This is a genomic window from Enterobacter cloacae complex sp. 2021EL-01169 (genome assembly GCF_020733125.1).
GTDB lineage: Bacteria > Pseudomonadota > Gammaproteobacteria > Enterobacterales > Enterobacteriaceae > Enterobacter > Enterobacter roggenkampii.
On sequence record NZ_JAJFTC010000001.1, the window covers coordinates 1 to 25,009 of the forward strand.

The following is a 25,009-nucleotide window of genomic DNA, read 5'->3' on the forward strand; positions in this document are numbered from 1 at the left end:
GAAGGAACGTTGAAGACGACGACGTTGATAGGTCGGGTGTGTAAGCGCAGCGATGCGTTGAGCTAACCGATACTAATGAACCGTGAGGCTTAACCTTACAACGCCGAAGATGTTTTGGCGAAGAGACAGATTTTCAGCCTGATACAGATTAAACAGAATTTGCCTGGCGGCTTTAGCGCGGTGGTCCCACCTGACCCCATGCCGAACTCAGAAGTGAAACGCCGTAGCGCCGATGGTAGTGTGGGGTCTCCCCATGTGAGAGTAGGGAACTGCCAGGCATCAAACAAGAAGAACCCCGTACCGAAAGGTGCGGGGTTTTTTGCTTTTATCTCCATCCTGGCCTTTCTCTTAATCCCTTATCCTGCTAATGGAATGTGTGATCCCTGTCGCAATGTTATTTATAACAAAATTATAACATTTCATTTACGAGGTTATTGAGCCTTCTGGCTCAATACGCCGCAGTTTATGGCAGGAGCATAATCACAATGACAGAAAGCATGACATCACACGGGACACTGGCTCACAGTGATACCCGAAGAAGGGTATGGGCAATCATCAGCGCCTCTTCAGGGAATCTGGTTGAATGGTTCGACTTTTACGTCTACTCATTCTGTTCACTCTACTTCGCACATATTTTCTTCCCATCCGGCAACACCACTACACAGCTGCTACAAACGGCTGGGGTTTTTGCCGCAGGATTTTTAATGCGACCCATCGGGGGCTGGCTGTTCGGCCGTATTGCGGATCGTCGCGGGCGTAAGGCCTCGATGCTGATCTCGGTGTGTATGATGTGCTTTGGCTCGCTGGTGATCGCCTGCTTACCGGGATATGAATCGATTGGCACCTGGGCACCGGCGCTGCTTTTGCTGGCCCGCTTATTTCAGGGATTATCGGTGGGCGGTGAATACGGTACCAGTGCGACCTACATGAGCGAAATTGCACTGGAAGGCCGTAAAGGTTTTTACGCCTCATTCCAGTACGTCACGCTGATTGGTGGTCAACTGCTGGCCATTCTTGTGGTGGTGATCCTGCAGCAGATTTTGACGGACGAACAACTTCATGCCTGGGGATGGCGAATTCCTTTCGCAATGGGGGCAGTGCTGGCGATTGTCGCACTTTGGCTACGCCGTCAGTTAGATGAAACCTCTCAGAAAGAGGTCCGGATGCTGAAGGAGGCGGGAACATTCAAAGGGTTATGGCGTAACCGCAAAGCTTTCCTGATGGTGCTGGGCTTCACTGCGGGTGGCTCTCTCAGTTTTTATACGTTCACCACCTATATGCAAAAGTACCTGGTGAATACCACCGGCATGCACGCAAACGTCGCCAGTGTGGTCATGACCGCGGCGCTGTTTGTCTTTATGCTCATACAGCCGATCGTCGGAGCGCTCTCGGACAAAATTGGCCGACGTACCTCAATGCTCATTTTTGGCGGATTATCGGCATTATGTACCGTTCCCATTCTGACAGCGCTTCAGCATGTCTCTTCACCGTATGCCGCCTTTGCGCTGGTGATGGTGGCGATGGTGATTGTCAGTTTCTATACCTCCATCAGTGGGATATTGAAAGCCGAGATGTTCCCGGCGCAGGTCCGTGCGTTAGGGGTAGGGCTCTCTTATGCGGTAGCCAACGCGGTGTTTGGCGGATCGGCGGAGTACGTCGCGCTGTCGCTTAAATCGTGGGGAAGCGAAACGACATTCTTCTGGTACGTAACGGGAATGGGGGCACTGGCGTTTGTTGTCTCCCTGATGCTGCATCGCAAAGGGAAAGGCATTCGACTTTAATAGCGCGCCATCTGCCATACGGCATAGCCGGTCGTTGCGCCGGCGACATCCCAGGCGAAATCTTTCCAGCTCCAGCCGCTCCCTGCGGGGCGGCTATCCCACAGTTCTTTTGATGCCCCAAGACCTACTGAGAACATCAACCCGATCGCCGCGCTACGATCCCGGCTGTATCCCTGGTGCTGGGCATATTCATTACCGGCTGCGGACAACATCGCGGAAGCGAGGAAATGCTGTGCTTTGTCCTGTCCGGACCAGCTATCGTTAGCCATATGGCTACAGCCACTCAGGAAGAGCACACTCAGTACCAGAGGAATACGCATCAACGGGCTCCATAAAAAAGCCCTGCGGGTGACAGGGCCTGGATATTACAGAATACGGCTGATAAGTCGGTCGATACGGATACGACGTAAGCGGCGAATAAGCTTGCGAACTTTTACCGGATAATCGGCAATACTCTGCAGTTCGCGGTAGTGATTCACCACGGTCGTATGGGTGCGAATCAGCTCCAGCTCGCGCTCACGTTGGGCGGCTAACTCATGCTGCGGGTCATGAATCAGGATAGCGTTTTCCAGATCCAGTCGCCATGCGCGCGGGTTCAGGTTGTTACCTGTCAGCAGCATCCACTCATCGTCGACCCACATGCCTTTGAGATGGTAACTATTGTCTTCATCTTTCCAGAGACGCACAACCAGCTGGTCAGTGTTGACGTAATACTGTAAGCGGCTCAGGAAACGACGCAGGTTAATCTCATAGAGATAAGGCAGCGCACCAATGATTTTGAACGGCTGATCTTCGGGAATGAAGAAGTCATTTGCCGTTTTATCACCCACGATGATTTCCACTTTTTTACCCTCGCGCAGCAGCTGAATGATATTACGCACCAGCACGGCAGGAAGGTTGAAATACGGCGTGCAGATAGTCAGTTTCTGCTCCGCGCACGGCATCAGATGGAAAATCGTTTTGTTCAGCAGGCTTGATTTGCCGAGCCCTACCAGCGGGGTAACGGATAACTCTTCGTTGTTCGCATCGCCCTGGAAATGATAGACCGCATCGCGCAGCTCCTGGCGGAAGGCGCGAACATCGTTTTTGATCTCCGGGCTTTTAGGGCGCTCGGGATCGTCAAGACGATTAACACCACGGCCATGAACCAGATTTTTATCAACCCAGTTGAACATGATATCGGCCATCTGCGGATTACGGATCAGATGGTAGCGGTCATAGCGATATTTATCGAGCTGATGAAGGTAGACATCATTGAGGCTGGCGCCGCTGTAAAGCACGCTGTCATCAATGATGAACCCCTTGAAATGAAGAACGCCGAGCGCTTCACGGGTATTCACCGGGACGCCATAAACAGGCACGTCAACGCCAGGATTTTCCTGCGCCGTGCGGCAATACCAGTCAGCATTGGTGTTTGATGCGGCAGCGCCAATACGGCCACGCTGGGCGCGATGCCAGTCTACCAGCACGCGAACATCCAGTTCCGGACGCTGACGTTTGGCTTCATAGAGCGCGTTCAGGATCGCGCGCCCGCCTTCATCCTGTTCAAGATACAGTGCCACAATGCAAATGCGTCGCGTGGCGCTGGCTATCTTTTCCAGAAGCGTCTCCCGAAAATGAGCGGGAGCGTAAAAGAACTCTACATCATCAACTGACTGAGAAATCTTCGGTAGTTGAGCAAGGTGTTGTTGATGTTTATTACGCTTAAATTTTGACAACATCACAGTGCGTTTCTTCTCTGTTCATTGAAGGGTTGTCTGTACTATGCAAACAACATAAGCGGACAATGATACCACCAGTCCCGTCCAAAGTGGGTAACATTTCCAGTAGCTTACTCGCGTTTGTCTGCTGATGTCAGACTGAGGGATAAGGCAACAATACCTTCGTCCAGCTGAATATCAACGTCAAACCCAAGTTTTCGCGCCAGGGTCACCATACCGCGATTGTTAGGCATAGTAATGCCATTAAGGCGTAACAATCCGTGATCTCGCGTATAACTGATGAGTTTTTCCAGCAGTCGTCTTCCCAGGCCCAGACCTTTAAGATCGGAGCGCACCAGCACGGCAAACTCCGCATCGACGTTATCCGGGTCAGAAATGGCACGCGTGACGCCGAGGATCTCATCACCCTCATCGGCGCGACGAACGGCAACAAACGCCATTTCTCGATCGTAGTCGATCTGGGTCATATTGGCTAAATCATCGTGGGTAAATTCGTTGATTTCGCTAAAATAGCGATAATAAAGATCCTCTTTCGTGACCTGAGAGATAAAGGCCCGCAGCTGGGGCTCATCTTCCGGCAGAATAGGGCGGAACAGGGCGCGTTCCCCATTTTTCATCTCAACCCACTCCTCCAGCTGCAGGGGATACGGGCGGATCGCCAGACGGCTCTCGCTGTCTCCTTCGAATGGCGCGATATCCAGGGTCACGTCCAGCGCCGTAAACTCATTGCCGGAGGCGAGCAGCGGATGAATGTCCAGCCGCTGGATCTCGGCACAATCCACAATCAGGTTAGAGACCTGTACCAGGAACTGACTTAGCCCGGCAATATCAAGCGGACGCAGCGCGCTCCGGCCGCGGATCTTTTTGCTTTTAATCGCCTGGATGATCAGATAACGCGCCAGGTTCATGTTCAGCGGCGGTAACGCCACCACGGCCTGCTCCTCCGGGCGCCACTCCACGCCGCCTTCACCCAGCATGATGAGCGGGCCGAAAACGGGATCGTGTTCGACCACCACGCGTAACTCCTGAGCGCCTGCGCGGTTAGCCATGCTTTGCACCAGCAAGCCGTGGATCCTTGCCTGCGGCCAGGCCATTTTGACCCGATCGAAGATGGCATCGGCTGCCTGATGCACCTCTGCCGCCGTCCGCAGGTAGAGCATCACCCCCTGAACGTCAGACTTATGCGGAATATCCGGCGAACGCAGCTTCAGGGCAACCGGATAGCCAATCTGCTCGGCAATATGCACGGCCTCAGCGCTGTCGCTGGCGATCCAGGTCGGCAGGGTCTGCATCCCGTAGCTGCCCAGAATGGGCTGGACCTCATGCGTATCCAGCGACGTCGCGCCTTCTTCAATCGCCTGCTGCAACAGCCGGTGAACGTCAACGGTATTGGCCGTCAAATTCCCGGGCAACGCCGGGGTCTCGCGGAGCTGTTTCTGGTTGCGGCGATATTCCACCATATGCATAAACGCGGTTATGGTGCCTTCCGGCGTGCGGTAGGTTGGCAGTCCGGCTTCGCTGAACAGGCGTCGCGCCTCCTGCGAAGAAAACTCACCGCACCAGTTGGTGAGCAGGGTGACATATTTGCCTCGCGGATGATTGCGCACGGCATCAATGAGCGCGCGCGCGCTTTCGCTGCCCGGCGCGACCGCGCTGGGGGAGTGGATAATCATCAGCGCGTCGAAATCCTGGCTATCCAGCAAAATGGAAATGGCCCTGATATAGCGGTCGCTACTGGCGTCATCGCGTAAATCAAGTGGATTGCCGGGCGTCACGCTGGTCGGAAGCGCATCTTTCAGGCGCTGCAGCGTCTCTTCACTCAGCGTGGCCAGCTTGCCGAAGCGCCGCCACAGCTCATCCAGCGCGAGTGCGGCAGGGGCGGCGCCGTTACTGACAATCATTAACTTCTCGCCGCGCAACGGGCGCATATGGCTTAACGTTTCAACGGCGGAAAAAAGCTCGTGCGTATCCTGCACCCGCAGCAACCCCGCGCGCTGGATGGCGGCGTCCCAGGCGGGATCCATGCCGGAATGCGAATGCAGCAGACGCTGAGCCGCAGGGCTGCGCCCGTTTTTGATTACCAGGATCGGCTTATTGCGCGACGCGCTTCGCGACGCCGAGACAAAACGACGCGCGTCGCTGAGGTGCTCAAGATAAAGCAGAATCGCACTGGTTTTACCGTCGCGCGCCAGAAAATCCAGCAGCTCATCAACGTCGATATCCAGACTGTCGCCGAGAGCAATGAAGTAGGAGAATCCCATTTCACGCTGCTGCGCCCAGTCGAGGATGGTGTTCGATACCGCAGCCGACTGCGAGATAAACGCGAGCTTGCCTTTGCGGATCGGAACCGGAGAGAAGCTGGCATTTAAGCCCTGCCAGGGGGCGAGCAGGCCGAGACTGTTTGGTCCAAGAATGCGCATTTGATAGCGGCTGGCGCAGGCCAGAAGCTCGGCTTTCTGTTCAGGCGGAGACGAGAGAATAATGCAGGTTTTACAGCCTTTCTTGCCGAGCGATTCCAGCAGCTCCGGATTCCGTTTCGCGTTTGTACACAGTACGGCCAGATCCGGTACGAAAGGCAAGCTCTGTACATCAGGCCATGCAAGCACTCCCTGAACTGCCTTATACGCGGGCGTGACGGGCATGACGGGTCCATTAAATCCTCCGGCCAGCAGGTTGCGCATCATCAGATAGCCAGCACGATCCGGTTTCATTGATGCGCCGATGACGGCAATGGATTTAGGACGAAGTAGCGCTTCTAACCCTCGCTGGCTCATGCAGGCCTCCTGTGAATGCAAGCGACCTGATGATTTTAAACGCTTTCCGTCTCGGCTGCTGTGACGCTGCCCTTATGAACGGTTTTTCCTGCCAGATAGCGTTCCCGGAAACAGGAGAAATGGTTGCCCAGGGCGCCAGCCGCAGCGGTATCACCCGCCAGATCCAGAAGCGCAATGGCCACTTCGGCGGTGCAGTATTGCCCGTCAGCATGCGCTTCACGCAGGCGGTAGGCGGAGACGCGGGACAGATCGACAGAAATCACCGGCAGTGCGTCGAGATACGGGCTTTTGCGAAACATTTTTCGCGCTTCGGTCCAGGTGCCGTCCAGCATAATAAACAACGGCGGTTTACCGGATGGCGGCGTCGAAAGCACCTGGCGATCGACACCTGCATATGACGCGGGGAAAACGACCATCGGCTGATAGTCCGGGCTTGCCACTAAGTCGAGCAGGGCCTGAGGGGGCTCCGTGCGGGACCACTGAAACGCCGCGGTATCCGGCAGAATATCGGCAATCAGGCGACCAGTATTGCTGGGCTTCATCGGCTCGGTATCAAACATGACCAGACAAAAACGGCTCTGTGCCGAACTCGGGGTCAGCGTCTCGCACAGGCAAACCTTCAGCGGCAGCAGGCAACGCTGACAGCGGCGAATACGGTTTCCGCGCGCGAGAAACGGACGGGTGGCGCGCGCAAGGCGTTCGGCGCGTAATTGAAGAACAGCGTTATCAGTCATGGGCGAAATGCAGGAAAAACCCTATTTTCGCAGAGGCGGGAACGGGGCACAAGATGTGCCCCGTGAATGTTACAGTGATTCGTTAAGCCAGCTATCAAACGGGGCTTTAGGCACCGCACCGTTGAGCATGTCGACCACTTCACCCTTTTTGAAAATCATAATCGTCGGGATGCTGCGAATGCGAAAACGGGCGCTCAGTTCGGGTTCAGCTTCAGTATTGACCTTAACGAAACGTATTTTCCCGCTGCGTTCTTCGGCCACGTCTTCGAAGATCGGCGCGAAGCTTCGGCATGGGCCGCACCAGGGCGCCCAGAAATCCACTACGACAGGCAGATCGTCCTTGAGGAGTTTGTCCAGCGTAGCACCCGTCGCGTTAATGACATCGCCATCAAACAATTCATGGCCACAACGTCCGCATTTCGCACCATCTTCAATCCGATCGTCCGGAATGCGGTTAAGAGCCTGACAGTTGGCACATACGGTATTCATAACTAACCTCTGATAGAGCCGTGGGACAGCGGCAAGACGCCGATAATGTTTCTAATATGTTACATATTATCAATGAGCCTGTTTGAAACAACAATGCGTTTTATTCAATGAGAACAATAGTCACAGGCTTTTGTACGAAATTATGGCTATGCGCTGGCACATCGGGTAATCTGCGCGCTTCGCGCAGCGCTGGTGGAGAAAAGCATGAACGACGAAATGAAAAACAAAAGCGGCAAGGTCAAAGTGATGTATGTCCGCAGTGATGATGACTCTGATAAACGCACCCAAAATCCGCGTACCGGAAAAGGTGGCGGGCGTCCGGCGTCTTCTCGTGCAGACGGTGGCCGTCGCCCCGCCCGCGATGACAGAAACAACCGCGGTGATGACCGCAAACGTGATGACCGCAAGCGTGACGATCGCAAACGCGATGACCGTCCGCGGGATGACTTCTCACGTGATAACGCCTCCCCGTGGCGCACCGTTTCTCGTGCCCCTGGCGACGAAACGCCAGAAAAGTCCGATCACGGCGGTATCAGCGGTAAAAGCTTTATCGACCCGGAAGTGCTGCGCCGTCAGCGTGCGGAAGAGACCCGCGTGTATGGCGAGAACGCCTGCCAGGCGCTGTTCCAGAGCCGTCCTGAATGTATTGTCCGCGCCTGGTTCATCCAGAGCGTAACGCCGCGCTTTAAAGAAGCGCTGCGCTGGATGGCGGCAAACCGCAAAGCCTACCACGTGGTTGATGATGCCGAGCTGACCAAAGCATCCGGTACCGAACACCACGGCGGCGTCTGCTTCCTGATCAAAAAACGTAACGGCACCACCGTTCAGCAGTGGGTCAGTCAGGCGGATGCCGATGACTGCGTGCTGGCGCTGGAAGATGTGGGCAACCCGCATAACCTGGGCGCAATGATGCGTAGCTGCGCGCACTTTGGCGTGAAAGGCGTACTGCTGCAGGATGCCGCGCTGCTGGAATCCGGCGCTGCGATCCGTACTGCGGAAGGCGGAGCCGAGCACGTACAGCCGATCACCGGCGATAGCGTGCTGGATGCCCTTGAGCAGTTCCGTAAAGCGGGTTATTCCATCGTGACCACCTCGAGCCATGCCGGTACGCCGCTGTTTAAAGCGACGCTGCCACGCAAGATGGTGCTGGTGCTGGGTCAGGAACGCGATGGTCTGTCTGATGCGGCGCTCTCCAGTGCGGATCTGAGCGTCTCAATCGATGGGACAGGCAATGTGGAAAGTCTGAACGTATCCGTTGCAACCGGCGTACTGCTGGCCGAATGGTGGCGTCAGAATAAGGCATAAGCCTCTTCATGTGCCGGGCCTGACCCGGCACATTCAAATACTATTCGCTCTCTGCCGGTAACACAGGCATCCAGTCAATGGGCGTTTCGCCACGTTTTTCCAGCCATTCGTTCGCCAGAACAAAATGATTACTGCCAAAGAAACCGCGATGTGCAGACAGCGGTGACGGGTGCGGCGCTTTCAACACGTGATGACGCTGACGGTCAATAATCGCCCCTTTCTTCTGCGCGTGCGATCCCCAGAGTAAAAACACGACCCCTTCACGGTGTTCGTTGATCAGGCTGATGACTTTATCGGTGAATGTCTCCCAGCCCAGGCTGGCGTGCGAATGCGCCTGGCCGGCCCGAACGGTGAGTACCGTGTTCAATAACAGCACGCCCTGACGTGCCCAGCTTTCCAGGTAGCCGTGGTTTGGTCGGGTAAACCCGGGCACGGTTCCTTCAAGCTCTTTATACATATTGAGCAGAGAAGGGGGGATCGCCACGCCCGGACGTACGGAAAACGCCAGCCCATGCGCCTGGCCCGGACCGTGATAGGGATCCTGGCCCAGAATGACCACTTTCACATCGCTCAGTTCGGTGTAGCGAAAGGCGTTGAACACATCTTTCTGCGGCGGGTAAATCGTCTGTCCGGACTGACGCTCAGCCGCAACGGTGTTGAGCGTATTGATAAAATAGGGCTGCTGCTTTTCTTCTGCCAGCACGTCATGCCAGGTTAAAGGTGTCGTCATCTCGCTCTCCTGCGAATCTCAATCTCTAACTAGCTTACCTGCTAAAGCCCGGTGAGCAAAATTCTACGCCGAAATGTGCGCTAAGTAGCTAAATTTATGTTGAAAATGTGCAGGATAAATTGAATTGGTAAGGTCGCAAAATTGATCTAAAGCAATAAACTCAAACCACACTCTTTATGTGGTTGGTGTTTTTGTTGATTTAAATCAATAAATCACCGGGGTGTGAATGATATATATACACACAAGAAACAATGGTTTTACCAATTGGCCGCGAGAGGCCGACATCAGTTAATGTAGCCTAAGGGAGGCAACACATGATTACAGGTATCCAGATTACTAAAGCTGCAAATGACGATCTGCTCAACTCTTTCTGGCTGCTGGACAGCGAGAAAAACGAAGCGCGCTGTGTCGTCGCGAAAGCGGGTTTTGCAGAAGACGAAATCGTGCCAGTGAGCAAACTGGGCGAAATCGAGTACCGTGAAATTCCAATGGAAGTGAAGCCAGAAGTGCGCGTGGAAGGTGGTCAGCACCTGAACGTAAACGTACTGCGCCGCGAAACGCTGATGGACGCGGTTGAGCACCCAGAAAAATACCCGCAGCTGACCATTCGCGTGTCTGGTTATGCGGTACGCTTCAACTCTCTGACCCCAGAACAGCAGCGCGACGTTATCGCGCGTACCTTTACTGAAAGCCTGTAAGGCTTCAGCTACGGGGGTGAATAAAAAAGCCGGGGATTGTCCCCGGCTTTTTTTACTCTTCCGTTTTTGTCTCTGATGCGGCAGAGCTTGGCTTACGGCGTTTACCAATATTTTTGGTATCGCGGTGACGCTGCTTCACGCGCGGTTTCTCTTTTTCTTTCTCTTTTCTCTCAGCACGTTTCGCAAGCGCTTTCTTGGACGGTTTACCCGTCATTTTTTCACTCGGCGCACGTGTGGTTGGGCGCAAGCCATCAATAACCCGCGCTTTCAGCGGCTCATCAACATAGCGGCCAATTTTCTGCAGCAGCAGGTAGTCATGCGCTTCGACCAGTGAAATCGCAATCCCTTTGCGGCCCGCGCGGCCGGTACGGCCAATACGGTGCAGGTAGGTATCGCCGCTGCGCGGCATATCGAAGTTAATGACGTGGCTGACGTCCGGGATGTCGATCCCGCGAGCGGCAACGTCTGTGGCAACCAGCACGTTAACGCGGCCATCGGTCAGGCGCTTAATGCCTTCGGTACGCTTGATCTGTGCCATCTCGCCTTCAAGATAGCAGTTGTTGATCCCGGCGTTACGCAGCATTTCAGCCAGTTCGTGCACGCGCTCGCGCTTGCGCACAAATACGATTGTGCGCAGCGCATCTTCCTGCTTCAGCAGGTGTTTCAGCAATTCGACCTTGTGCTCAAGGTTATCCGCGCGGTAGTACCACTGGTGGATCTTCTTACGCTCACGGGTGGACGGCGTCGCCGACACTTCTACCGGATCTTCCAGCAGACGCTCTGCGAAGTCTTTAATCGCTTCCCCTTCAAGGGTGGCAGAGAACAGCATGGTCTGGTTACGCCAGCGCGTTTCCCCGGCAATGTGCTCGATATCCTGTGCGAAGCCCATGTCCAGCATACGGTCGGCTTCGTCGAGGATCAGCGTTTCAACCGCGCGGCAGTCGAAGTTCTCTTCTTTAATGTACTGCAGCAGGCGGCCTGTCGTCGCAACGACGATGTCCTGGTTTTCGCTGAACACTTCGGCGTGGTTCATATACGCAACGCCGCCGGTGATGGTAGCGATATCCAGATGGGTATTTGCCGCGAGTTCACGCGCGTGATCGGCCACCTGCATGGCCAGTTCGCGCGTCGGCGTCAGGATTAAAATACGCGGCGGGCCAGATTTTTTGCGTGGGAAGTCGAGCAGATGCTGCAACACAGGCAACAAATAGGCTGCAGTCTTCCCCGTACCGGTTGGCGCAGAACCGAGCACATCGCGGCCCTCAAGCGCAGGCGGAATGGCCGCTGCCTGAATGGCGGTCGGGCGTGTGAAGCCTTTGCTCTCAAGTGCATTGAGCAGGCTTTCATCGAGTTCAAGTTCGGAAAAAGTCGTTACAGTCATGTTCTACCTCTGTGTGGGGCGCTGATTATAGACGTTACGGCTGTAATCTTCATCTGTTTGTATGGATATCGCTTTTCGGCCACTTCGCTTTCCCCTATGCTACTCCAGTTTCACTTAGAAGGTTGCCCCGACATGTCTCAACTCAAAGCGCAACTGCGCCGCGATGGTTTTACGTTTAAACAATTTTTTGTCGCTCACGATCGCTGTGCCATGAAGGTCGGTACAGACGGTATTTTACTGGGAGCGTGGGCGCCTGTCGCAGGGGTTAAGCGTATTCTTGATATCGGTACCGGCAGCGGGCTGGTGGCATTGATGCTGGCGCAGCGCACGGACGAGCATGTCACCATTGATGCCGTCGAACTGGACGCGCAGGCGGCAGAGCAGGCGAGTGACAATATGGCCGAATCGCCCTGGGCAGCCCGCATGAAAGTGGAATGTGCGGATGTGCTCGCCTGGGCGCCTGAACAAACCGCGCGTTACGATTTGATCGTCAGCAACCCTCCCTACTACGAGCCCGGCGTTGAGTGCGGGACACCCGAGCGCGAACAGGCGCGTTATACCCGTTCCCTCGATCACAAAGCGCTGCTCACCAGCGCGGCCGAGCTTATCTCCGAAGAGGGTTTTTTCTGCGTGGTCCTGCCTGAGAGTACGGGCAACACGTTCATCGGTATCGCGCAGGAGATCGGCTGGACGTTACGTCTGCGTACCGACATTTCGGATACGGAAGGCCGACTGCCGCACCGCGTGCTGCTGGCGCTCTCGCCGAAAGAGGGTGAATGCTTTAACGATCGAATGGTGATCCGTGGGCCAGACCAGCGTTATTCCGAAGATTACACTGCCCTGACCCAGGCGTTTTATCTGTTTATGTAAACCTGCGGGGCGAGGATCGACGGGCCGGATTCAGCAAGCTGATCCGGGTAGTCCAGGGTATAGTGCAACCCGCGGCTCTCTTTACGCATCATCGCGCAGCGAACGATTAGCTCGGCAACCTGCACCAGGTTGCGCAGCTCCAGCAGATTATTCGATACGCGAAAATTGGCATAATACTCGTCAATTTCCTGCTGCAGCATAGTGATGCGGCGCAACGCGCGTTCAAGACGTTTCGTGGTGCGCACAATCCCGACGTAATCCCACATGAACAACCGTAGCTCATGCCAGTTATGCTGGATCACGACCAGTTCGTCCGGATTTTCCACACGGCTTTCATCCCAGGCAGGCAGGCGCTCTGTTTCGCGGGCGTAGGGCATGCGTTTCGTGATGTCTTCTGCGGCAGACCAGCCGTAGACCAGGCACTCCAGCAGCGAGTTAGAGGCCATACGGTTCGCGCCGTGAAGTCCGGTATAGCTGACCTCACCAATAGCATAAAGACCATCCACATCGGTACGGCCATGATCGTCAACCATCACCCCACCGCAGGTGTAGTGGGCGGCTGGCACAATGGGTACCGGATCGCGGGTTAAATCGATGCCAAGGTTGAGCAGTTTTTCGTAAATCATCGGGAAGTGCTGACGAATAAACTCTGCTGGCTTGTGGCTGATATCAAGATACATGCAGTCCACGCCAAGACGCTTCATTTCATGGTCGATGGCGCGGGCAACGATATCGCGCGGGGCCAGTTCGCCACGGGCGTCAAAGTCCGGCATAAAGCGGGTGCCGTCAGGGCGTTTCAGATAGGCGCCTTCGCCGCGCAGGGCTTCCGTCAGCAGGAAGTTGCGCGCCTGAGGATGGAACAGGGCGGTTGGGTGAAACTGATTGAACTCAAGATTCGCCACCCGGCAGCCAGCGCGCCAGGCCATCGCGATACCGTCTCCGGAGGCAATGTCCGGGTTCGTGGTGTACTGATACACTTTAGAGGCGCCGCCCGTGGCCAGCACCACAGCCTTCGCCTGGCAGGTTTCCACCTTCTCTTTATTGCGGTTCCACACCCAGGCGCCCACCACGCGACGCGTGCCCGGCAGGCCAATCTTGTCGGAGATAATCAGATCAACGGCATTGCTTCGTTCAAGCACCCGAATATTAGGATGGCTCAGCGCCTTGCCGACCAGCGTGGTCTCCACTTCTTTTCCGGTGGCATCCGCTGCGTGCAGGATGCGGCGGTGGCTATGGCCGCCTTCGCGCGTCAGGTGATAGCTCTCTTCACCGTTGGGTTGAACCTGCGTATCGAATAAGACGCCTTGGTCGATGAGCCACTGCACGCAATGGCGGGCATTGCTGGCGACAAACTCTGCGGCGTGCGCATCCACGATCCCGGCCCCGGCAATCAGCGTATCGTCGACGTGGGAGGCAATGCTGTCTGTCTCATCAAACACGGCGGCAATCCCGCCCTGGGCATAAAACGTGGAACCCTCGCTTATCGGCCCTTTACTCAGAACGATAACGTTTTGATGCTCCGCCAGGCGTAGCGCCAGAGAGAGACCGGCAGCGCCGCTGCCGATGATCAGTACATCACAATGGAGTTCAGGTGTTGTGTTCATGATTGTTGTTTAATTTACTAAACAGTGTTGGCTCAGAATAGCACCTGAATGCGATTTATCGCACGTTTTTTTTAACGGGTGTTGCAATGGCTAAACGCGTAAGCGGAGGTAAACGGAGGGTAAATGAGTGAAATTATTTTGCGAAGCAGATCGTTAGCGTCAGATTTTGTGATGAAATAAAGACTGGGTTGCGTTACTCTTCTGGCGGGAAAAAGATGTTTCTTGTCAGAAAGTGGTGCGTATCGTGAACAGACTTATAATGAGAGAAAATGAACAGTCTGCGGCGCGATGAACAAAAACAAAGGCGTTACGGAACTTATTGAAGATCAGACACTCTAATTCGGTGCTTGCTCAAAGTGCGGTATTTTTAGAGTGGCGTTTCGATAACGCGTGGAATTTAGGTTTGGGGAGACATTACCTCGGATGAGCGAGCAGTTAACGGACCAGGTCCTGGTTGAACGGGTCCAGAAGGGAGATCAGAAAGCCTTTAACTTACTGGTGGTGCGCTACCAGCATAAGGTGGCGAGCCTGGTTTCCCGCTATGTACCGTCAGGTGATGTGCCTGATGTGGTGCAAGAGTCTTTTATTAAGGCCTATCGCGCGCTGGATTCGTTCCGGGGAGATAGTGCTTTTTATACCTGGCTGTACCGTATTGCGGTCAATACGGCAAAGAATTATCTGGTCGCTCAGGGCCGTCGTCCGCCTTCTAGTGATGTGGACGCAATCGACGCCGAAAACTTCGAAAGTGGCGGCGCATTGAAAGAAATTTCGAACCCTGAGAACTTAATGTTGTCAGAAGAACTGAGACAAATCGTTTTTCGCACGATCGAGTCGCTCCCGGAAGATTTACGCATGGCAATTACGTTACGGGAGCTGGATGGTCTGAGCTATGAAGAGATAGCCGCTATCATGGATTGTCCGGTCGGCACGGTACGTTCACGAATTTTCCGTGCGCGAGAAGCTATTGATAATAAAGTTCAACCGCTTATCAGGCGTTGACGATAGCGGGATACTGGAAAAGGTATTAGGCATGCAGAAAGAAAAACTTTCCGCTTTAATGGATGGTGAAACGGTGGATAGTGAGCTGCTCAACGAGCTGTCTCATTCTCCCGAAATGCAAGAGACCTGGGAGAGTTACCATCTCATCCGTGACACCCTTCGCGGTGACACCGGCGAGGTTCTCCATTTCGATATCTCAGCCCGCGTCATGGCGGCGATTGAGAATGAGCCTGTTCATCAGACCACTCCGCTGATTCCTGAAGCTCAACCCGCACCTCACCAGTGGCAGAAAATGCCATTCTGGCAAAAGGTGCGTCCGTGGGCCAGCCAGCTTACCCAAATGGGTGTGGCTGCATGCGTATCGCTTGCAGTTATCGTTGGCGTCCAGCACTATAATACTCAGTCTGAAACTAATCAGCAGCCAGAAGCGCCAGTGTTTAACACACTGCCGATGATGGGCAAAGCCAGCCCGGTAAGCCTGGGCGTACCGGCTGATGCTTCCGCCAGCGGCGGCCAGCAACAGCAGGTTCAGGAGCAGCGCCGTCGCATTAATGCGATGTTGCAGGATTACGAGTTGCAGCGTCGTCTGCACTCTGAACAGCTTCAGTTTGAGCAGGCGCAGACACAGCAAGCTGCTGTGCAGGTGCCCGGAAACCAAACTTTAGGAACGCAATCGCAGTAATGAAGCAACTTTGGTTCGCCATGTCTCTGATGGCGGGTAGCCTGTTCTTCTCTGCCAACGCCTCGGCTGATGTATCATCCGGGGCGTTGTTGCAGCAAATGAATCTGGCCAGCCAGTCACTCAATTACGAGTTGGCATTTATCAGCATCAATAAGCAGGGCGTCGAGTCGTTACGCTATCGCCATGCCCGTCTTGATAATCAGCCGCTCGCCCAGCTTTTACAGATGGATGGCCCGCGTCGGGAAGTTGTCCAGCGTGGTAACGAAATCAGCTATTTCGAACCCGGCCTGGAGCCTTTCACGCTCAATGGCGACTATATCGTTGATTCCCTGCCGTCACTCATTTACACCGACTTCAAACGGCTTGCCCCTTACTACGATTTTATTTCGGTAGGGCGTACACGTATTGCGGACAGACTGTGTGAGGTGATCCGCGTTGTCGCCCGGGATGGAACGCGCTACAGCTATATTGTCTGGATTGACGCGGAAACCAAACTCCCCATGCGTGTAGACCTGCTTGACCGTGACGGTGAAACGCTGGAACAGTTCCGCGTTATCTCCTTTAGCGTGAATAACCAGGTTGGCAACAGCATGCAGAATCTGGCTAAGGCCAGCCTGCCGCCGCTGCTTTCCGTTCCGGCAGGCGATTCCGTTAATTTCAACTGGGTACCTGCCTGGATCCCGCAAGGATTTAGCGAAGTGTCCAGCAGCCGTCGCCAGCTGCCAACGATTGAAACGCCGGTGGAATCACGCCTCTATTCCGATGGTTTGTTCAGCTTCTCGGTGAATATCAATCGCGCAACGGCAAACAGCACTGAACAAATTCTGCGTACCGGGCGCCGTACGGTGAGCACAACGGTACGCGATAATGCAGAGATCACCATTGTGGGGGAACTTCCTCCGCAAACGGCGAAGCGCATCTCCGACAGCATTAAATTCAGGGCCGCACAATGATCAAAGAATGGGCGACGGTAGTCTCGTGGCAAAACGGCATCGCGCTGGTGAGCTGCGATGTAAAAGCCTCATGCAATAGCTGCGCATCCCGAGCCGGTTGCGGCAGCCGCGTGCTGAATAAGCTCGGGCCGCAAACCTCGCACACGATTTCTGTGCCGAGCGAACAGCCGCTGATGGCCGGGCAGAAGGTTGAACTCGGCATCGCGGAAGGCAGCCTGCTCAGTTCCGCCATGCTGGTCTATCTCTCTCCGCTGCTCGGGCTGTTTATCATGGGCGGCGTTTTCCAGATGCTGTTTGGCACCGACGGTGCCGCCATGTGCGGTGCCGCATTAGGTGGTCTGGGGGGATTCTGGCTTGCCAAAGGCCTCTCCCCGACGCTTGCCGCGCGCGAGGAGTGGCAGCCTGTCATTCTCAGCGTTGGGCTGGCGCCAGACCAGCTTCGCGTTGAGACGCTCTCTTCTGAGGCCCGGTGATTCATCGGGCTTTGTCATTTTTACGTCTTAAAACAGAAAACGTCCTTTCTTCACGCTATACCTGGCGCTAAGTCCATTTCCAGGTAGCGGAGATGTAGTGTAGAATGCTGCGTTTTCGCACTGAAAAACGTCAGGCTAAGAACAGCGGCCTCCAGGAATTCGTAAGGCATAATTATTTAACTATATGAAGAACATACGTAACTTTTCGATCATTGCTCACATTGACCACGGTAAGTCGACGCTGTCTGACCGTATTATCCAGATTTGCGGTGGCCTGTCTGATCGTGAAATGGAAGCCCAGGTTCTGGACTCCATGGACCTGGAACGCGAACGCGGTATCACCATCAAGGCGCAGAGCGTCACGCTGGATTACAAGGCGGCTGATGGCGAAACCTATCAGCTGAACTTTATCGACACCCCAGGCCACGTTGACTTCTCCTATGAGGTTTCACGCTCGCTCGCGGCCTGTGAAGGCGCGCTGCTGGTAGTCGATGCCGGGCAGGGCGTAGAAGCCCAGACCCTGGCAAACTGCTACACCGCGATGGAAATGGATCTCGAAGTTGTGCCGGTTCTGAACAAGATTGACCTGCCAGCCGCCGATCCTGAGCGCGTCGCGGAAGAGATTGAAGATATTGTCGGCATTGACGCGACCGATGCCGTGCGCTGCTCTGCGAAAACCGGCGTCGGCGTGACCGACGTTCTGGAACGTCTGGTACGTGATATTCCGGCCCCGGAAGGCGATCCGGATGCCCCGCTGCAGGCGCTGATTATTGACTCCTGGTTCGATAACTATCTGGGCGTTGTCTCCCTGGTGCGTATTAAAAACGGCACCATGCGCAAAGGCGACAAAATCAAGGTTATGAGTACCGGACAGGTCTATAACGCCGACCGTCTGGGTATCTTCACGCCAAAACAGGTTGACCGTACCGAGCTGACATGCGGCGAGGTAGGCTGGCTGGTGTGCGCCATCAAAGACATCCTCGGTGCGCCGGTGGGCGATACCCTGACAGGTGCGCGTAACCCGGCAGAAAAAGCGCTGCCAGGCTTTAAAAAGGTGAAACCGCAGGTTTACGCGGGCCTGTTCCCGGTCAGCTCTGACGACTACGAAAACTTCCGTGATGCGCTTGGCAAGCTGAGCCTGAACGATGCCTCCCTGTTCTACGAGCCAGAAAGCTCAACGGCGCTGGGCTTCGGCTTCCGCTGCGGCTTCCTCGGCCTGCTGCACATGGAGATCATTCAGGAACGTCTGGAGCGTGAATACGATCTGGACCTCATCACCACCGCGCCGACGGTAGTGTATGAAGTTGAAACCACCTCGAAAGAAGTGATCTACGTCGACAGCCCGTCCAAGCTGCCGCCGCTGAACAATATTCACGAGCTGCGTGAGCCTATTGCCGAATGTCACATGCTGCTGCCGCAGGAATTCCTCGGTAACGTCATTACGCTGTGTATTGAGAAGCGCGGCGTGCAGACCAATATGGTTTACCACGGTAACCAGGTCGCACTGACCTACGAAATCCCGATGGCGGAAGTGGTACTCGACTTCTTCGACCGTCTGAAGTCCACCTCCCGTGGCTATGCGTCACTGGATTACAACTTCAAACGCTTCCAGGCCTCCAACATGGTGCGTGTGGACGTGCTGATCAACGGCGAGCGTGTGGATGCGCTGGCGCTGATCACCCACAACGACAATGCGCCATACCGTGGCCGCGAGCTGGTTGAGAAGATGAAAGATCTGATCCCGCGTCAGCAGTTCGATATCGCGATTCAGGCGGCCATTGGCAACCACATTATCGCGCGTTCTACCGTGAAACAGCTGCGTAAAAACGTTCTGGCGAAGTGCTATGGCGGTGACGTCAGCCGTAAGAAAAAGCTGCTGCAGAAGCAGAAAGAAGGTAAGAAGCGTATGAAGCAGGTCGGTAACGTCGAGCTGCCGCAGGAAGCATTCCTTGCCATCCTTCATGTTGGTAAAGACGGCAAATAACCCTAAGGAGTTGGCATGGCGAACATGTTTGCCCTGATCCTGGTCATTGCTACCCTGGTGACAGGTCTGCTGTGGTGTCTGGATAAGTTTATCTTCGCCCCAAAACGTCGTGAACGTCAGGCTGCCGCACAGGTAGCCACTGGCGATGGTATTGACGCGAAAACCCTGAAGAAAGTCGGTCCGAAACCGGGCTGGCTGGAAACGGGCGCCTCGGTGTTTCCGGTGCTGGCGATTGTGCTGGTGGTACGTTCGTTTATTTACGAACCGTTCCAGATCCCATCAGGTTCAATGATGCCAACGCTGCTGATTGGTGATTTTATTCTGGTAGAGAAGTTTGCCTACGGCATTAAAGATCCGATCTACCAGAAAACGCTGATCGAGACCGGTCATCCGAAACGTGGCGACATCGTGGTGTTCAAATATCCGGAAGATCCGCGCCTGGACTACATCAAGCGCGCGGTAGGTCTGCCGGGTGACAAAGTGACTTACGATCCGGTTGCGAAAGAAGTCACCGTTCAGCCAGGCTGCAGCTCCGGTACCGCATGTGAAAACGCGCTGCCAATCACTTACTCGAACGTTGAGCCAAGTGATTTTGTGCAGACCTTTGCCCGTCAAAACGGCGGCGAAGCGAGTAGCGGATTCTTCCAGGTACCGAAAGGCGAAACCAAAGATAACGGTATTCGTCTGGTTGAGCGCAAAGAGACGCTGGGTGACGTGACGCACCGTATCCTCACCGTGCCAATCGCGCAGGATCAAGTGGGTATGTACTATCGTCAGCCGGGCCAGCAGCTGGCAAGCTGGATTGTACCGCCAGGCCATTACTTCATGATGGGTGACAACCGCGATAATTCTGCGGACAGCCGTTACTGGGGCTTTGTGCCGGAAGCGAATCTGGTCGGTAAAGCGACCGCAATCTGGATGAGTTTTGAGAAGCAGGAAGGTGAATGGCCGACCGGCGTACGCCTGAATCGTATTGGCGGAATCCATTAATTCTCACTAAATGAACGTGTAGCCGCGAATTAACGCGGCTACATGAATTATTTCACCGATAAATCTCTTCGAACTAACGACATCCCCTGTCGTTGTGTATAGAATATTCCCCCGAAGTTTAAGGTTGGCCCTGCAAGGGTGCCACGGCACACGAAACCGCGTTGGTTTTCTCAGGTCGGTTTCGTGTGCTGCATTTTTGACGCATTCATTTATTGGTATCGCATGAACCCCATCGTAATTAATCGGCTTCAACGGAAGCTGGGCTACACTTTTCATCATCAGGAGTTGTTGCAACAGGCATTAACCCACCGCAGTGCCAGCAGCAAACATAATGAGCGTCTCGAGTTTTTAGGCGACTCTATTTTAAGTTTCGTGATTGCGAATGCGCTTTATCATCGTTTCCCGCGCGTGGATGAAGGTGATATGAGCCGCATGCGTGCCACGCTGGTTCGGGGTAATACCCTTGCGGAAATCGCGCGCGAATTTGAGCTGGGCGAATGTCTGCGTCTTGGGCCGGGTGAACTGAAAAGCGGCGGCTTCCGTCGTGAATCTATTCTTGCCGATACGGTCGAAGCATTAATTGGTGGTGTGTTCCTGGACAGCGATATCCAGACCGTCGAAAAGCTGATCCTGAACTGGTATCAGACCCGTCTGGACGAAATCAGCCCGGGCGATAAACAAAAAGATCCCAAAACGCGTCTGCAGGAATATTTGCAGGGCCGTCATCTGCCGCTGCCATCTTATCTGGTGGTGCAGGTTCGTGGCGAAGCGCACGATCAGGAATTTACCATCCATTGCCAGGTCAGTGGCCTGAGTGAACCGGTGGTGGGCACAGGTTCAAGCCGTCGTAAGGCTGAACAGGCTGCCGCCGAACAGGCGTTAAAAATGCTGGAGCTGGAATGAGCGAAGAAAAGACCTATTGCGGATTTATTGCCATCGTCGGACGTCCGAACGTCGGCAAATCCACCCTGTTGAATAATCTGCTTGGGCAGAAGATTTCTATCACCTCGCGTAAGGCGCAGACCACGCGTCACCGCATCGTCGGTATCCATACTGAAGGCGCGTATCAGGCGATCTACGTCGATACCCCTGGCCTGCACATGGAAGAGAAGCGTGCCATCAACCGTCTGATGAACAAGGCGGCGAGCAGCTCGATTGGCGACGTGGAGCTGGTGATTTTCGTTGTGGAAGGCACCCGCTGGACGCCGGACGACGAGATGGTGCTGAACAAGCTGCGCGACGGCAAAACGCCGGTCATCCTCGCCGTCAACAAAGTTGACAACGTGCAGGAAAAGGCCGATCTGCTGCCGCATCTGCAGTGGCTCGGTAGCCAGATGAACTTCCTCGACATCGTTCCGCTGTCTGCGGAGACGGGGCTGAACGTGGATACCATCGCGGGCATCGTGCGCAAACATCTGCCGGAAGCGATTCATCACTTCCCGGAAGAGTACATCACCGATCGCTCTCAGCGCTTTATGGCGTCTGAAATCATCCGTGAAAAGCTGATGCGTTTCCTGGGCGCTGAACTGCCGTACTCTGTGACGGTGGAGATCGAGCGTTTCCAGAGCAACGAGCGTGGCGGCTACGACATCAACGGCCTGATCCTCGTTGAGCGTGAAGGGCAGAAGAAGATGGTGATCGGCAATAAAGGCGCCAAGATCAAAACCATCGGCATCGAAGCCCGAAAGGACATGCAGGAGATGTTCGAAGCGCCGGTTCACCTTGAACTGTGGGTGAAAGTGAAATCTGGCTGGGCCGATGATGAGCGTGCTCTGCGCAGCCTCGGTTACGGCGAAGACCAGTAACACACGACGACGAGCATATGGATGGATGGCAGCGCGCCTTTGTCCTGCATAGTCGTCCCTGGAGCGAAACCAGCCTGATGCTGGACGTCTTCACGGAAGAGTCGGGCCGCGTGCGCCTTGTTGCAAAAGGCGCACGTTCCAAACGTTCTAACCTGAAAGGTGCCTTACAGCCTTTCACGCCGTTGCTGGTCCGCTTTGGTGGGCGAGGGGAAGTCAAAACCCTGCGCAGCGCCGAAGCCGTCTCCCTGGCGCTTCCTCTCTCCGGCATCACGCTCTACAGCGGTCTGTATGTCAATGAACTCATCTCACGCGTTCTTGAACATGAGACCCGCTTCTCTGAACTTTTCTTTGATTATCTGCACTGTATCCAGGCGCTGGCTGGCGCAACCGGTACGCCCGAGCCTGCGCTGCGGCGTTTTGAGCTGGCGCTGTTGGGCCATCTTGGGTACGGGGTCGATTTTCTGCACTGTGCGGGCAGCGGTGACGAAGTGGAAGACACCATGACCTACCGCTACCGCGAAGAAAAAGGCTTCATTGCCAGCGTCGTGATTGACAACAGCACCTTTACCGGGCGTCAGCTCCGGGCGCTTTATGAGCGCGAGTTTCCCGATCAGGATACCCTGCGCGCAGCAAAACGCTTTACCCGGATTGCCCTCAAGCCGTATCTTGGCGGCAAGCCCTTAAAGAGCCGCGAATTATTCAGGCAGTTTGTGCCGAAACGTTAGACCACAGAATCGAAAAGAAAACCGAGGATTGTCATGGCTGAATTACTGTTAGGCGTCAACATCGATCATATCGCCACGCTGCGTAATGCGCGCGGCACGGCGTATCCCGATCCGGTTCAGGCGGCGTTTATCGCTGAACAGGCTGGCGCCGACGGCATTACCGTTCACCTGCGTGAAGACCGTCGCCACATCACTGACCGCGACGTTCGCATTCTGCGCCAGACGCTGGATACCCGTATGAATCTGGAGATGGCAGTCACCGAAGAGATGCTGGCGATTGCCTGTGAGACCCAGCCGCACTTCTGCTGCCTGGTGCCGGAAAAACGCCAGGAAGTCACGACCGAAGGCGGTCTGGACGTGGTCGGCCAGCTCGACAAAATGCGCGATGCCTGCAAGCGCCTGGCTGATGCCGGTATCCTGGTTTCGCTGTTTATTGACGCCGACTTCACCCAGATTAAAGCGGCAGCCGACGTGGGCGCGCCGTATATCGAAATTCACACCGGCTGCTATGCCGATGCCAAAAACGATGCCGAGCAGGCGAAAGAGCTGGAGCGTATTGCTAAAGCGGCCACCTACGCGGCGAGCCTGGGTCTGAAGGTCAATGCCGGTCACGGCCTGACCTACCATAACGTGAAGGCCATTGCCGCCATCCCGGAAATGCACGAGCTGAACATCGGTCACGCGATCGTTGGCCGCGCGGTGATGAGCGGCCTGAAAGAGGCGGTCGCAGAAATGAAACGCCTGATGCTGGAAGCGCGTCAGTAATGGCCATTCTGGGCTTAGGCACCGATATCATTGAAATAGCCCGCATTGAAGCGGTGATCGCCCGCAGCGGCGATCGCCTCGCAAGGCGCGTGCTGAGCGATAACGAATGGGCCATCTGGGAAGCGCATCAGCAGCCGGTGCGTTTTCTGGCGAAGCGTTTTGCGGTAAAAGAGGCGGCCGCCAAAGCCTTGGGGACCGGCATTCGTAACGGTCTGGCGTTCAACCAGTTTGAAGTGTTTAACGATGAGCTGGGTAAGCCAAGCCTGCGCTTATGGGGCGAGGCGCAAAAGCTGGCCGAGAAGCTGGGCGTGAATCACGTCCACGTGACGATCGCGGATGAGCGTCACTATGCTAGCGCAACGGTGATCATCGAAAGTTAAAGTTTGTCCGCGTGGTGCATCAGGACAAACTTATCCCACAGCTGCTCTTCGCTCTCGACGTGTGCCGGATCCTTCAGGATGGTATTGGGGATCGGGCACACTTTCTGACAGGTCGGCGTCTCATAGTGGCCGATGCATTCGGTGCAGCGGTCGCTGTTAATCTCATAAATGCTGTCGCCCATCGAAATGGCCTGGTTCGGGCATTCGGGCTCGCACATATCGCAATTAATGCATTTTTTGGTAATTAACAGCGCCATCAGGAAATTCTCAGAAACAACACAAACTGGGCGGGCATTATACGCGTCAAACCAGTTTCTTTACCAGTTCTTCGCTGTGGCGAATGCGCTCGGGCGCACGCTCCAGATCCTGCTGCACCAGTGCCATAAACAGCAGGTCCGTCAGCATCATTTGTGCGCTGGTGGACGAGATAGCCGCGCTGCGCGTGGCCTGTTCCTCGGCAATGGTATATAAACAGCGCGTGGCCCGCTGCTGTAGGGCATTCGGCGTAAAACCGGTGATCGCCAGAATTTTACCGCCGACGCGCAGGACTTCGTCGGTGGCCATGTTGATCTCACGGCGCTCGCCGGAATAGGAGATCGCCAGCAGCAGATCGTCAGGATCCATCGCCTGTACGGTCGCCAGCAGGGCGTGCATATCCTGCTCGACGATGGCGTTAAGGCCAATTTTTGTCAGCTTCCAGCCAAAGTTACGCGCCACAAGTCCGGACGCGCCGATGCCGGTCAGAACGATCCGCCGCGCGCCGCGCAGCATCGCCACGCTCTCCAGCAGCTTCTCTTCCGTATTCACATCGAGCGTCGCATGCATGGCCGCCACGTTCTCTTTGATCAGCTTTTCGCCGACCAGCCGCATCGGATCGTCTCCGCGGATCTGATTATGCACCGGCATGGACTGCGGGTTAGGGTTACTGACCAGCGCTTCACTGATCGCAAGCTTGAGGGCGGGGAATCCCTTAAAGCCAATCTTCTGCGCAAATTTCACCACGCTGGACTGGCTCACCCCGGCTTCACTCGCCAGCTGCTGCGAGCTGAGATGGCGCGCGCGATCGGGTTGAGAAAGCAGAAAATCCGCCAGCTTCTTGTCGCTTTGGGCAAAGCCTGCGTAGCGCTGGCGAATGCGAATTAAACAGTTCATACGGTCTCCTGGCG

General features: G+C 55.2%; 26 protein-coding genes and 2 rRNA genes. 18 read left to right on the forward strand and 10 right to left on the reverse strand.

What is annotated here, in order from left to right:
* The 3 genes from LLF79_RS00005 to LLF79_RS00015 all read left to right on the forward strand — a co-directional run.
* A 23S ribosomal RNA gene (locus LLF79_RS00005) occupies window positions 1-97 on the forward strand; the annotation flags it as partial.
* Between the two features lie 65 nt (window positions 98-162).
* A 5S ribosomal RNA gene (gene rrf / locus LLF79_RS00010) occupies window positions 163-278 on the forward strand.
* 207 nt (window positions 279-485) lie between these two features.
* Window positions 486-1,781: an MFS transporter gene (locus tag LLF79_RS00015; protein WP_008502198.1), complete on the forward strand. Its 1,296-nt coding sequence runs from the start codon at window positions 486-488 to the stop codon at window positions 1,779-1,781.
* On the opposite strand, the gene LLF79_RS00020 is transcribed toward LLF79_RS00015, so the two are convergent.
* The 5 genes from LLF79_RS00020 to trxC form a co-directional block, all read right to left on the reverse strand.
* On the reverse strand, window positions 1,778-2,101 hold the full coding sequence (locus LLF79_RS00020; RefSeq protein ID WP_008502197.1) for a YfiM family lipoprotein: 324 nt from the start codon (window positions 2,099-2,101) through the stop codon (window positions 1,778-1,780). The genes LLF79_RS00015 and LLF79_RS00020 overlap by 4 nt on opposite strands.
* A 45-nt stretch (window positions 2,102-2,146) precedes the next feature.
* Window positions 2,147-3,502 (reverse strand): CDP-diacylglycerol--serine O-phosphatidyltransferase, encoded by a 1,356-nt coding sequence (gene pssA, locus LLF79_RS00025; RefSeq protein WP_023294337.1) that lies wholly within the window; start codon window positions 3,500-3,502, stop codon window positions 2,147-2,149.
* 110 nt (window positions 3,503-3,612) lie between these two features.
* Complete coding sequence (gene pat / locus LLF79_RS00035; protein ID WP_227878971.1) at window positions 3,613-6,276, reverse strand: protein lysine acetyltransferase; 2,664 nt, start codon at window positions 6,274-6,276, stop codon at window positions 3,613-3,615.
* A gap of 35 nt (window positions 6,277-6,311) precedes the next feature.
* Window positions 6,312-7,010 (reverse strand): tRNA-uridine aminocarboxypropyltransferase, encoded by a 699-nt coding sequence (gene tapT / locus LLF79_RS00040; protein ID WP_008502194.1) that lies wholly within the window; start codon window positions 7,008-7,010, stop codon window positions 6,312-6,314.
* A gap of 69 nt (window positions 7,011-7,079) precedes the next feature.
* The gene (gene trxC / locus LLF79_RS00045; protein WP_021241886.1) at window positions 7,080-7,499 is read right to left on the reverse strand and encodes a thioredoxin TrxC; all 420 of its coding nucleotides are present in this window, start codon (window positions 7,497-7,499) and stop codon (window positions 7,080-7,082) included.
* Window positions 7,500-7,703: 204 nt separating this feature from the next.
* On the opposite strand from trxC, the gene LLF79_RS00050 reads away from it, so the two are divergent.
* On the forward strand, window positions 7,704-8,804 hold the full coding sequence (locus LLF79_RS00050) for a tRNA/rRNA methyltransferase (RefSeq protein WP_206804477.1): 1,101 nt from the start codon (window positions 7,704-7,706) through the stop codon (window positions 8,802-8,804).
* 40 nt (window positions 8,805-8,844) lie between these two features.
* On the opposite strand, the gene ung is transcribed toward LLF79_RS00050, so the two are convergent.
* Complete coding sequence (gene ung / locus LLF79_RS00055; protein WP_023294333.1) at window positions 8,845-9,534, reverse strand: uracil-DNA glycosylase; 690 nt, start codon at window positions 9,532-9,534, stop codon at window positions 8,845-8,847.
* A 314-nt stretch (window positions 9,535-9,848) separates the two neighbouring features.
* Between ung and grcA the strand changes: the two genes are divergently transcribed.
* Window positions 9,849-10,232 (forward strand): autonomous glycyl radical cofactor GrcA, encoded by a 384-nt coding sequence (gene grcA, locus LLF79_RS00060; RefSeq protein WP_008502190.1) that lies wholly within the window; start codon window positions 9,849-9,851, stop codon window positions 10,230-10,232.
* A gap of 52 nt (window positions 10,233-10,284) precedes the next feature.
* Here grcA and srmB read toward each other — a convergent pair whose 3' ends face one another.
* Window positions 10,285-11,613, reverse strand: coding sequence for an ATP-dependent RNA helicase SrmB (gene srmB / locus LLF79_RS00065; RefSeq protein ID WP_008502189.1), 1,329 nt, complete (start codon window positions 11,611-11,613; stop codon window positions 10,285-10,287).
* Window positions 11,614-11,745: 132 nt separating this feature from the next.
* Between srmB and LLF79_RS00070 the strand changes: the two genes are divergently transcribed.
* Window positions 11,746-12,483, forward strand: a complete 738-nt coding sequence (locus LLF79_RS00070; RefSeq protein WP_021241883.1) for a tRNA1(Val) (adenine(37)-N6)-methyltransferase — start codon at window positions 11,746-11,748, stop codon at window positions 12,481-12,483.
* On the opposite strand, the gene nadB is transcribed toward LLF79_RS00070, so the two are convergent.
* Entirely contained in the window at window positions 12,468-14,087 is a 1,620-nt protein-coding gene (gene nadB / locus LLF79_RS00075; protein ID WP_025912839.1) for an L-aspartate oxidase, read from the reverse strand. The two genes, LLF79_RS00070 and nadB, sit on opposite strands and share 16 nt — an antisense overlap.
* 343 nt (window positions 14,088-14,430) lie before the next feature.
* Here nadB and rseD point away from each other — a divergent pair, with 343 nt between their 5' ends.
* From rseD to acpS, 12 genes are all read left to right on the forward strand, one after another.
* Window positions 14,431-14,514, forward strand: coding sequence for a rpoE leader peptide RseD (gene rseD / locus LLF79_RS27015; RefSeq protein ID WP_223605340.1), 84 nt, complete (start codon window positions 14,431-14,433; stop codon window positions 14,512-14,514).
* Complete coding sequence (rpoE, locus tag LLF79_RS00085) at window positions 14,511-15,086, forward strand: RNA polymerase sigma factor RpoE (RefSeq protein WP_006176728.1); 576 nt, start codon at window positions 14,511-14,513, stop codon at window positions 15,084-15,086. Before rseD ends, rpoE begins: the two co-directional genes overlap by 4 nt.
* 31 nt (window positions 15,087-15,117) lie before the next feature.
* Window positions 15,118-15,768, forward strand: coding sequence for an anti-sigma-E factor RseA (rseA, locus tag LLF79_RS00090; RefSeq protein ID WP_008502186.1), 651 nt, complete (start codon window positions 15,118-15,120; stop codon window positions 15,766-15,768).
* Window positions 15,768-16,721: a sigma-E factor regulatory protein RseB gene (gene rseB / locus LLF79_RS00095; RefSeq protein WP_008502185.1), complete on the forward strand. Its 954-nt coding sequence runs from the start codon at window positions 15,768-15,770 to the stop codon at window positions 16,719-16,721. Before rseA ends, rseB begins: the two co-directional genes overlap by 1 nt.
* The gene (gene rseC, locus LLF79_RS00100; protein ID WP_008502184.1) at window positions 16,718-17,194 is read left to right on the forward strand and encodes a SoxR-reducing system protein RseC; all 477 of its coding nucleotides are present in this window, start codon (window positions 16,718-16,720) and stop codon (window positions 17,192-17,194) included. Before rseB ends, rseC begins: the two co-directional genes overlap by 4 nt.
* A 184-nt stretch (window positions 17,195-17,378) precedes the next feature.
* Window positions 17,379-19,178 (forward strand): translation elongation factor 4, encoded by a 1,800-nt coding sequence (gene lepA / locus LLF79_RS00105; RefSeq protein WP_008502183.1) that lies wholly within the window; start codon window positions 17,379-17,381, stop codon window positions 19,176-19,178.
* 15 nt (window positions 19,179-19,193) lie between these two features.
* Entirely contained in the window at window positions 19,194-20,168 is a 975-nt protein-coding gene (lepB, locus tag LLF79_RS00110; protein ID WP_044597786.1) for a signal peptidase I, read from the forward strand.
* A 222-nt stretch (window positions 20,169-20,390) separates the two neighbouring features.
* Window positions 20,391-21,071, forward strand: a complete 681-nt coding sequence (gene rnc, locus LLF79_RS00115; protein WP_003860711.1) for a ribonuclease III — start codon at window positions 20,391-20,393, stop codon at window positions 21,069-21,071.
* Window positions 21,068-21,973, forward strand: a complete 906-nt coding sequence (era, locus tag LLF79_RS00120; protein WP_008502181.1) for a GTPase Era — start codon at window positions 21,068-21,070, stop codon at window positions 21,971-21,973. The genes rnc and era overlap by 4 nt, the downstream gene beginning before the upstream one ends.
* A gap of 17 nt (window positions 21,974-21,990) precedes the next feature.
* Window positions 21,991-22,698 (forward strand): DNA repair protein RecO, encoded by a 708-nt coding sequence (gene recO, locus LLF79_RS00125; RefSeq protein WP_008502180.1) that lies wholly within the window; start codon window positions 21,991-21,993, stop codon window positions 22,696-22,698.
* A 33-nt stretch (window positions 22,699-22,731) separates the two neighbouring features.
* Complete coding sequence (gene pdxJ, locus LLF79_RS00130) at window positions 22,732-23,463, forward strand: pyridoxine 5'-phosphate synthase (RefSeq protein WP_045416273.1); 732 nt, start codon at window positions 22,732-22,734, stop codon at window positions 23,461-23,463.
* A complete protein-coding gene (acpS, locus tag LLF79_RS00135; RefSeq protein WP_227878972.1) occupies window positions 23,463-23,843 on the forward strand; it encodes a holo-ACP synthase in 381 nt (126 codons plus the stop codon). The genes pdxJ and acpS overlap by 1 nt, the downstream gene beginning before the upstream one ends.
* Here acpS and LLF79_RS00140 read toward each other — a convergent pair.
* Together LLF79_RS00140 and LLF79_RS00145 are read right to left on the reverse strand one after the other, a co-directional pair.
* The gene (locus tag LLF79_RS00140) at window positions 23,840-24,100 is read right to left on the reverse strand and encodes a YfhL family 4Fe-4S dicluster ferredoxin (protein WP_008502177.1); all 261 of its coding nucleotides are present in this window, start codon (window positions 24,098-24,100) and stop codon (window positions 23,840-23,842) included. The genes acpS and LLF79_RS00140 overlap by 4 nt on opposite strands.
* Window positions 24,101-24,146: 46 nt before the next feature.
* On the reverse strand, window positions 24,147-24,995 hold the full coding sequence (locus tag LLF79_RS00145) for a MurR/RpiR family transcriptional regulator (RefSeq protein ID WP_008502176.1): 849 nt from the start codon (window positions 24,993-24,995) through the stop codon (window positions 24,147-24,149).
* Between the last annotated feature and the right edge of the window lie 14 nt (window positions 24,996-25,009).

Bases quoted from the DNA above. Each gene is read 5' to 3' on its own strand.
- LLF79_RS00015 (WP_008502198.1), top strand. From the start codon at position 486: ATGACAGAAAGCATGACATCACACGGGACACTGGCTCACAGTGATACC.
- LLF79_RS00020 (WP_008502197.1), bottom strand. From the start codon at position 2,101: ATGCGTATTCCTCTGGTACTGAGTGTGCTCTTCCTGAGTGGCTGTAGC.
- pssA (WP_023294337.1), bottom strand. From the start codon at position 3,502: ATGTTGTCAAAATTTAAGCGTAATAAACATCAACAACACCTTGCTCAA.
- pat (WP_227878971.1), bottom strand. From the start codon at position 6,276: ATGAGCCAGCGAGGGTTAGAAGCGCTACTTCGTCCTAAATCCATTGCC.
- tapT (WP_008502194.1), bottom strand. From the start codon at position 7,010: ATGACTGATAACGCTGTTCTTCAATTACGCGCCGAACGCCTTGCGCGC.
- trxC (WP_021241886.1), bottom strand. From the start codon at position 7,499: ATGAATACCGTATGTGCCAACTGTCAGGCTCTTAACCGCATTCCGGAC.
- LLF79_RS00050 (WP_206804477.1), top strand. From the start codon at position 7,704: ATGAACGACGAAATGAAAAACAAAAGCGGCAAGGTCAAAGTGATGTAT.
- ung (WP_023294333.1), bottom strand. From the start codon at position 9,534: ATGACGACACCTTTAACCTGGCATGACGTGCTGGCAGAAGAAAAGCAG.
- grcA (WP_008502190.1), top strand. From the start codon at position 9,849: ATGATTACAGGTATCCAGATTACTAAAGCTGCAAATGACGATCTGCTC.
- srmB (WP_008502189.1), bottom strand. From the start codon at position 11,613: ATGACTGTAACGACTTTTTCCGAACTTGAACTCGATGAAAGCCTGCTC.
- LLF79_RS00070 (WP_021241883.1), top strand. From the start codon at position 11,746: ATGTCTCAACTCAAAGCGCAACTGCGCCGCGATGGTTTTACGTTTAAA.
- nadB (WP_025912839.1), bottom strand. From the start codon at position 14,087: ATGAACACAACACCTGAACTCCATTGTGATGTACTGATCATCGGCAGC.
- rpoE (WP_006176728.1), top strand. From the start codon at position 14,511: ATGAGCGAGCAGTTAACGGACCAGGTCCTGGTTGAACGGGTCCAGAAG.
- rseA (WP_008502186.1), top strand. From the start codon at position 15,118: ATGCAGAAAGAAAAACTTTCCGCTTTAATGGATGGTGAAACGGTGGAT.
- rseB (WP_008502185.1), top strand. From the start codon at position 15,768: ATGAAGCAACTTTGGTTCGCCATGTCTCTGATGGCGGGTAGCCTGTTC.
- rseC (WP_008502184.1), top strand. From the start codon at position 16,718: ATGATCAAAGAATGGGCGACGGTAGTCTCGTGGCAAAACGGCATCGCG.
- lepA (WP_008502183.1), top strand. From the start codon at position 17,379: ATGAAGAACATACGTAACTTTTCGATCATTGCTCACATTGACCACGGT.
- lepB (WP_044597786.1), top strand. From the start codon at position 19,194: ATGGCGAACATGTTTGCCCTGATCCTGGTCATTGCTACCCTGGTGACA.
- rnc (WP_003860711.1), top strand. From the start codon at position 20,391: ATGAACCCCATCGTAATTAATCGGCTTCAACGGAAGCTGGGCTACACT.
- era (WP_008502181.1), top strand. From the start codon at position 21,068: ATGAGCGAAGAAAAGACCTATTGCGGATTTATTGCCATCGTCGGACGT.
- recO (WP_008502180.1), top strand. From the start codon at position 21,991: ATGGATGGATGGCAGCGCGCCTTTGTCCTGCATAGTCGTCCCTGGAGC.
- pdxJ (WP_045416273.1), top strand. From the start codon at position 22,732: ATGGCTGAATTACTGTTAGGCGTCAACATCGATCATATCGCCACGCTG.
- acpS (WP_227878972.1), top strand. From the start codon at position 23,463: ATGGCCATTCTGGGCTTAGGCACCGATATCATTGAAATAGCCCGCATT.
- LLF79_RS00140 (WP_008502177.1), bottom strand. From the start codon at position 24,100: ATGGCGCTGTTAATTACCAAAAAATGCATTAATTGCGATATGTGCGAG.
- LLF79_RS00145 (WP_008502176.1), bottom strand. From the start codon at position 24,995: ATGAACTGTTTAATTCGCATTCGCCAGCGCTACGCAGGCTTTGCCCAA.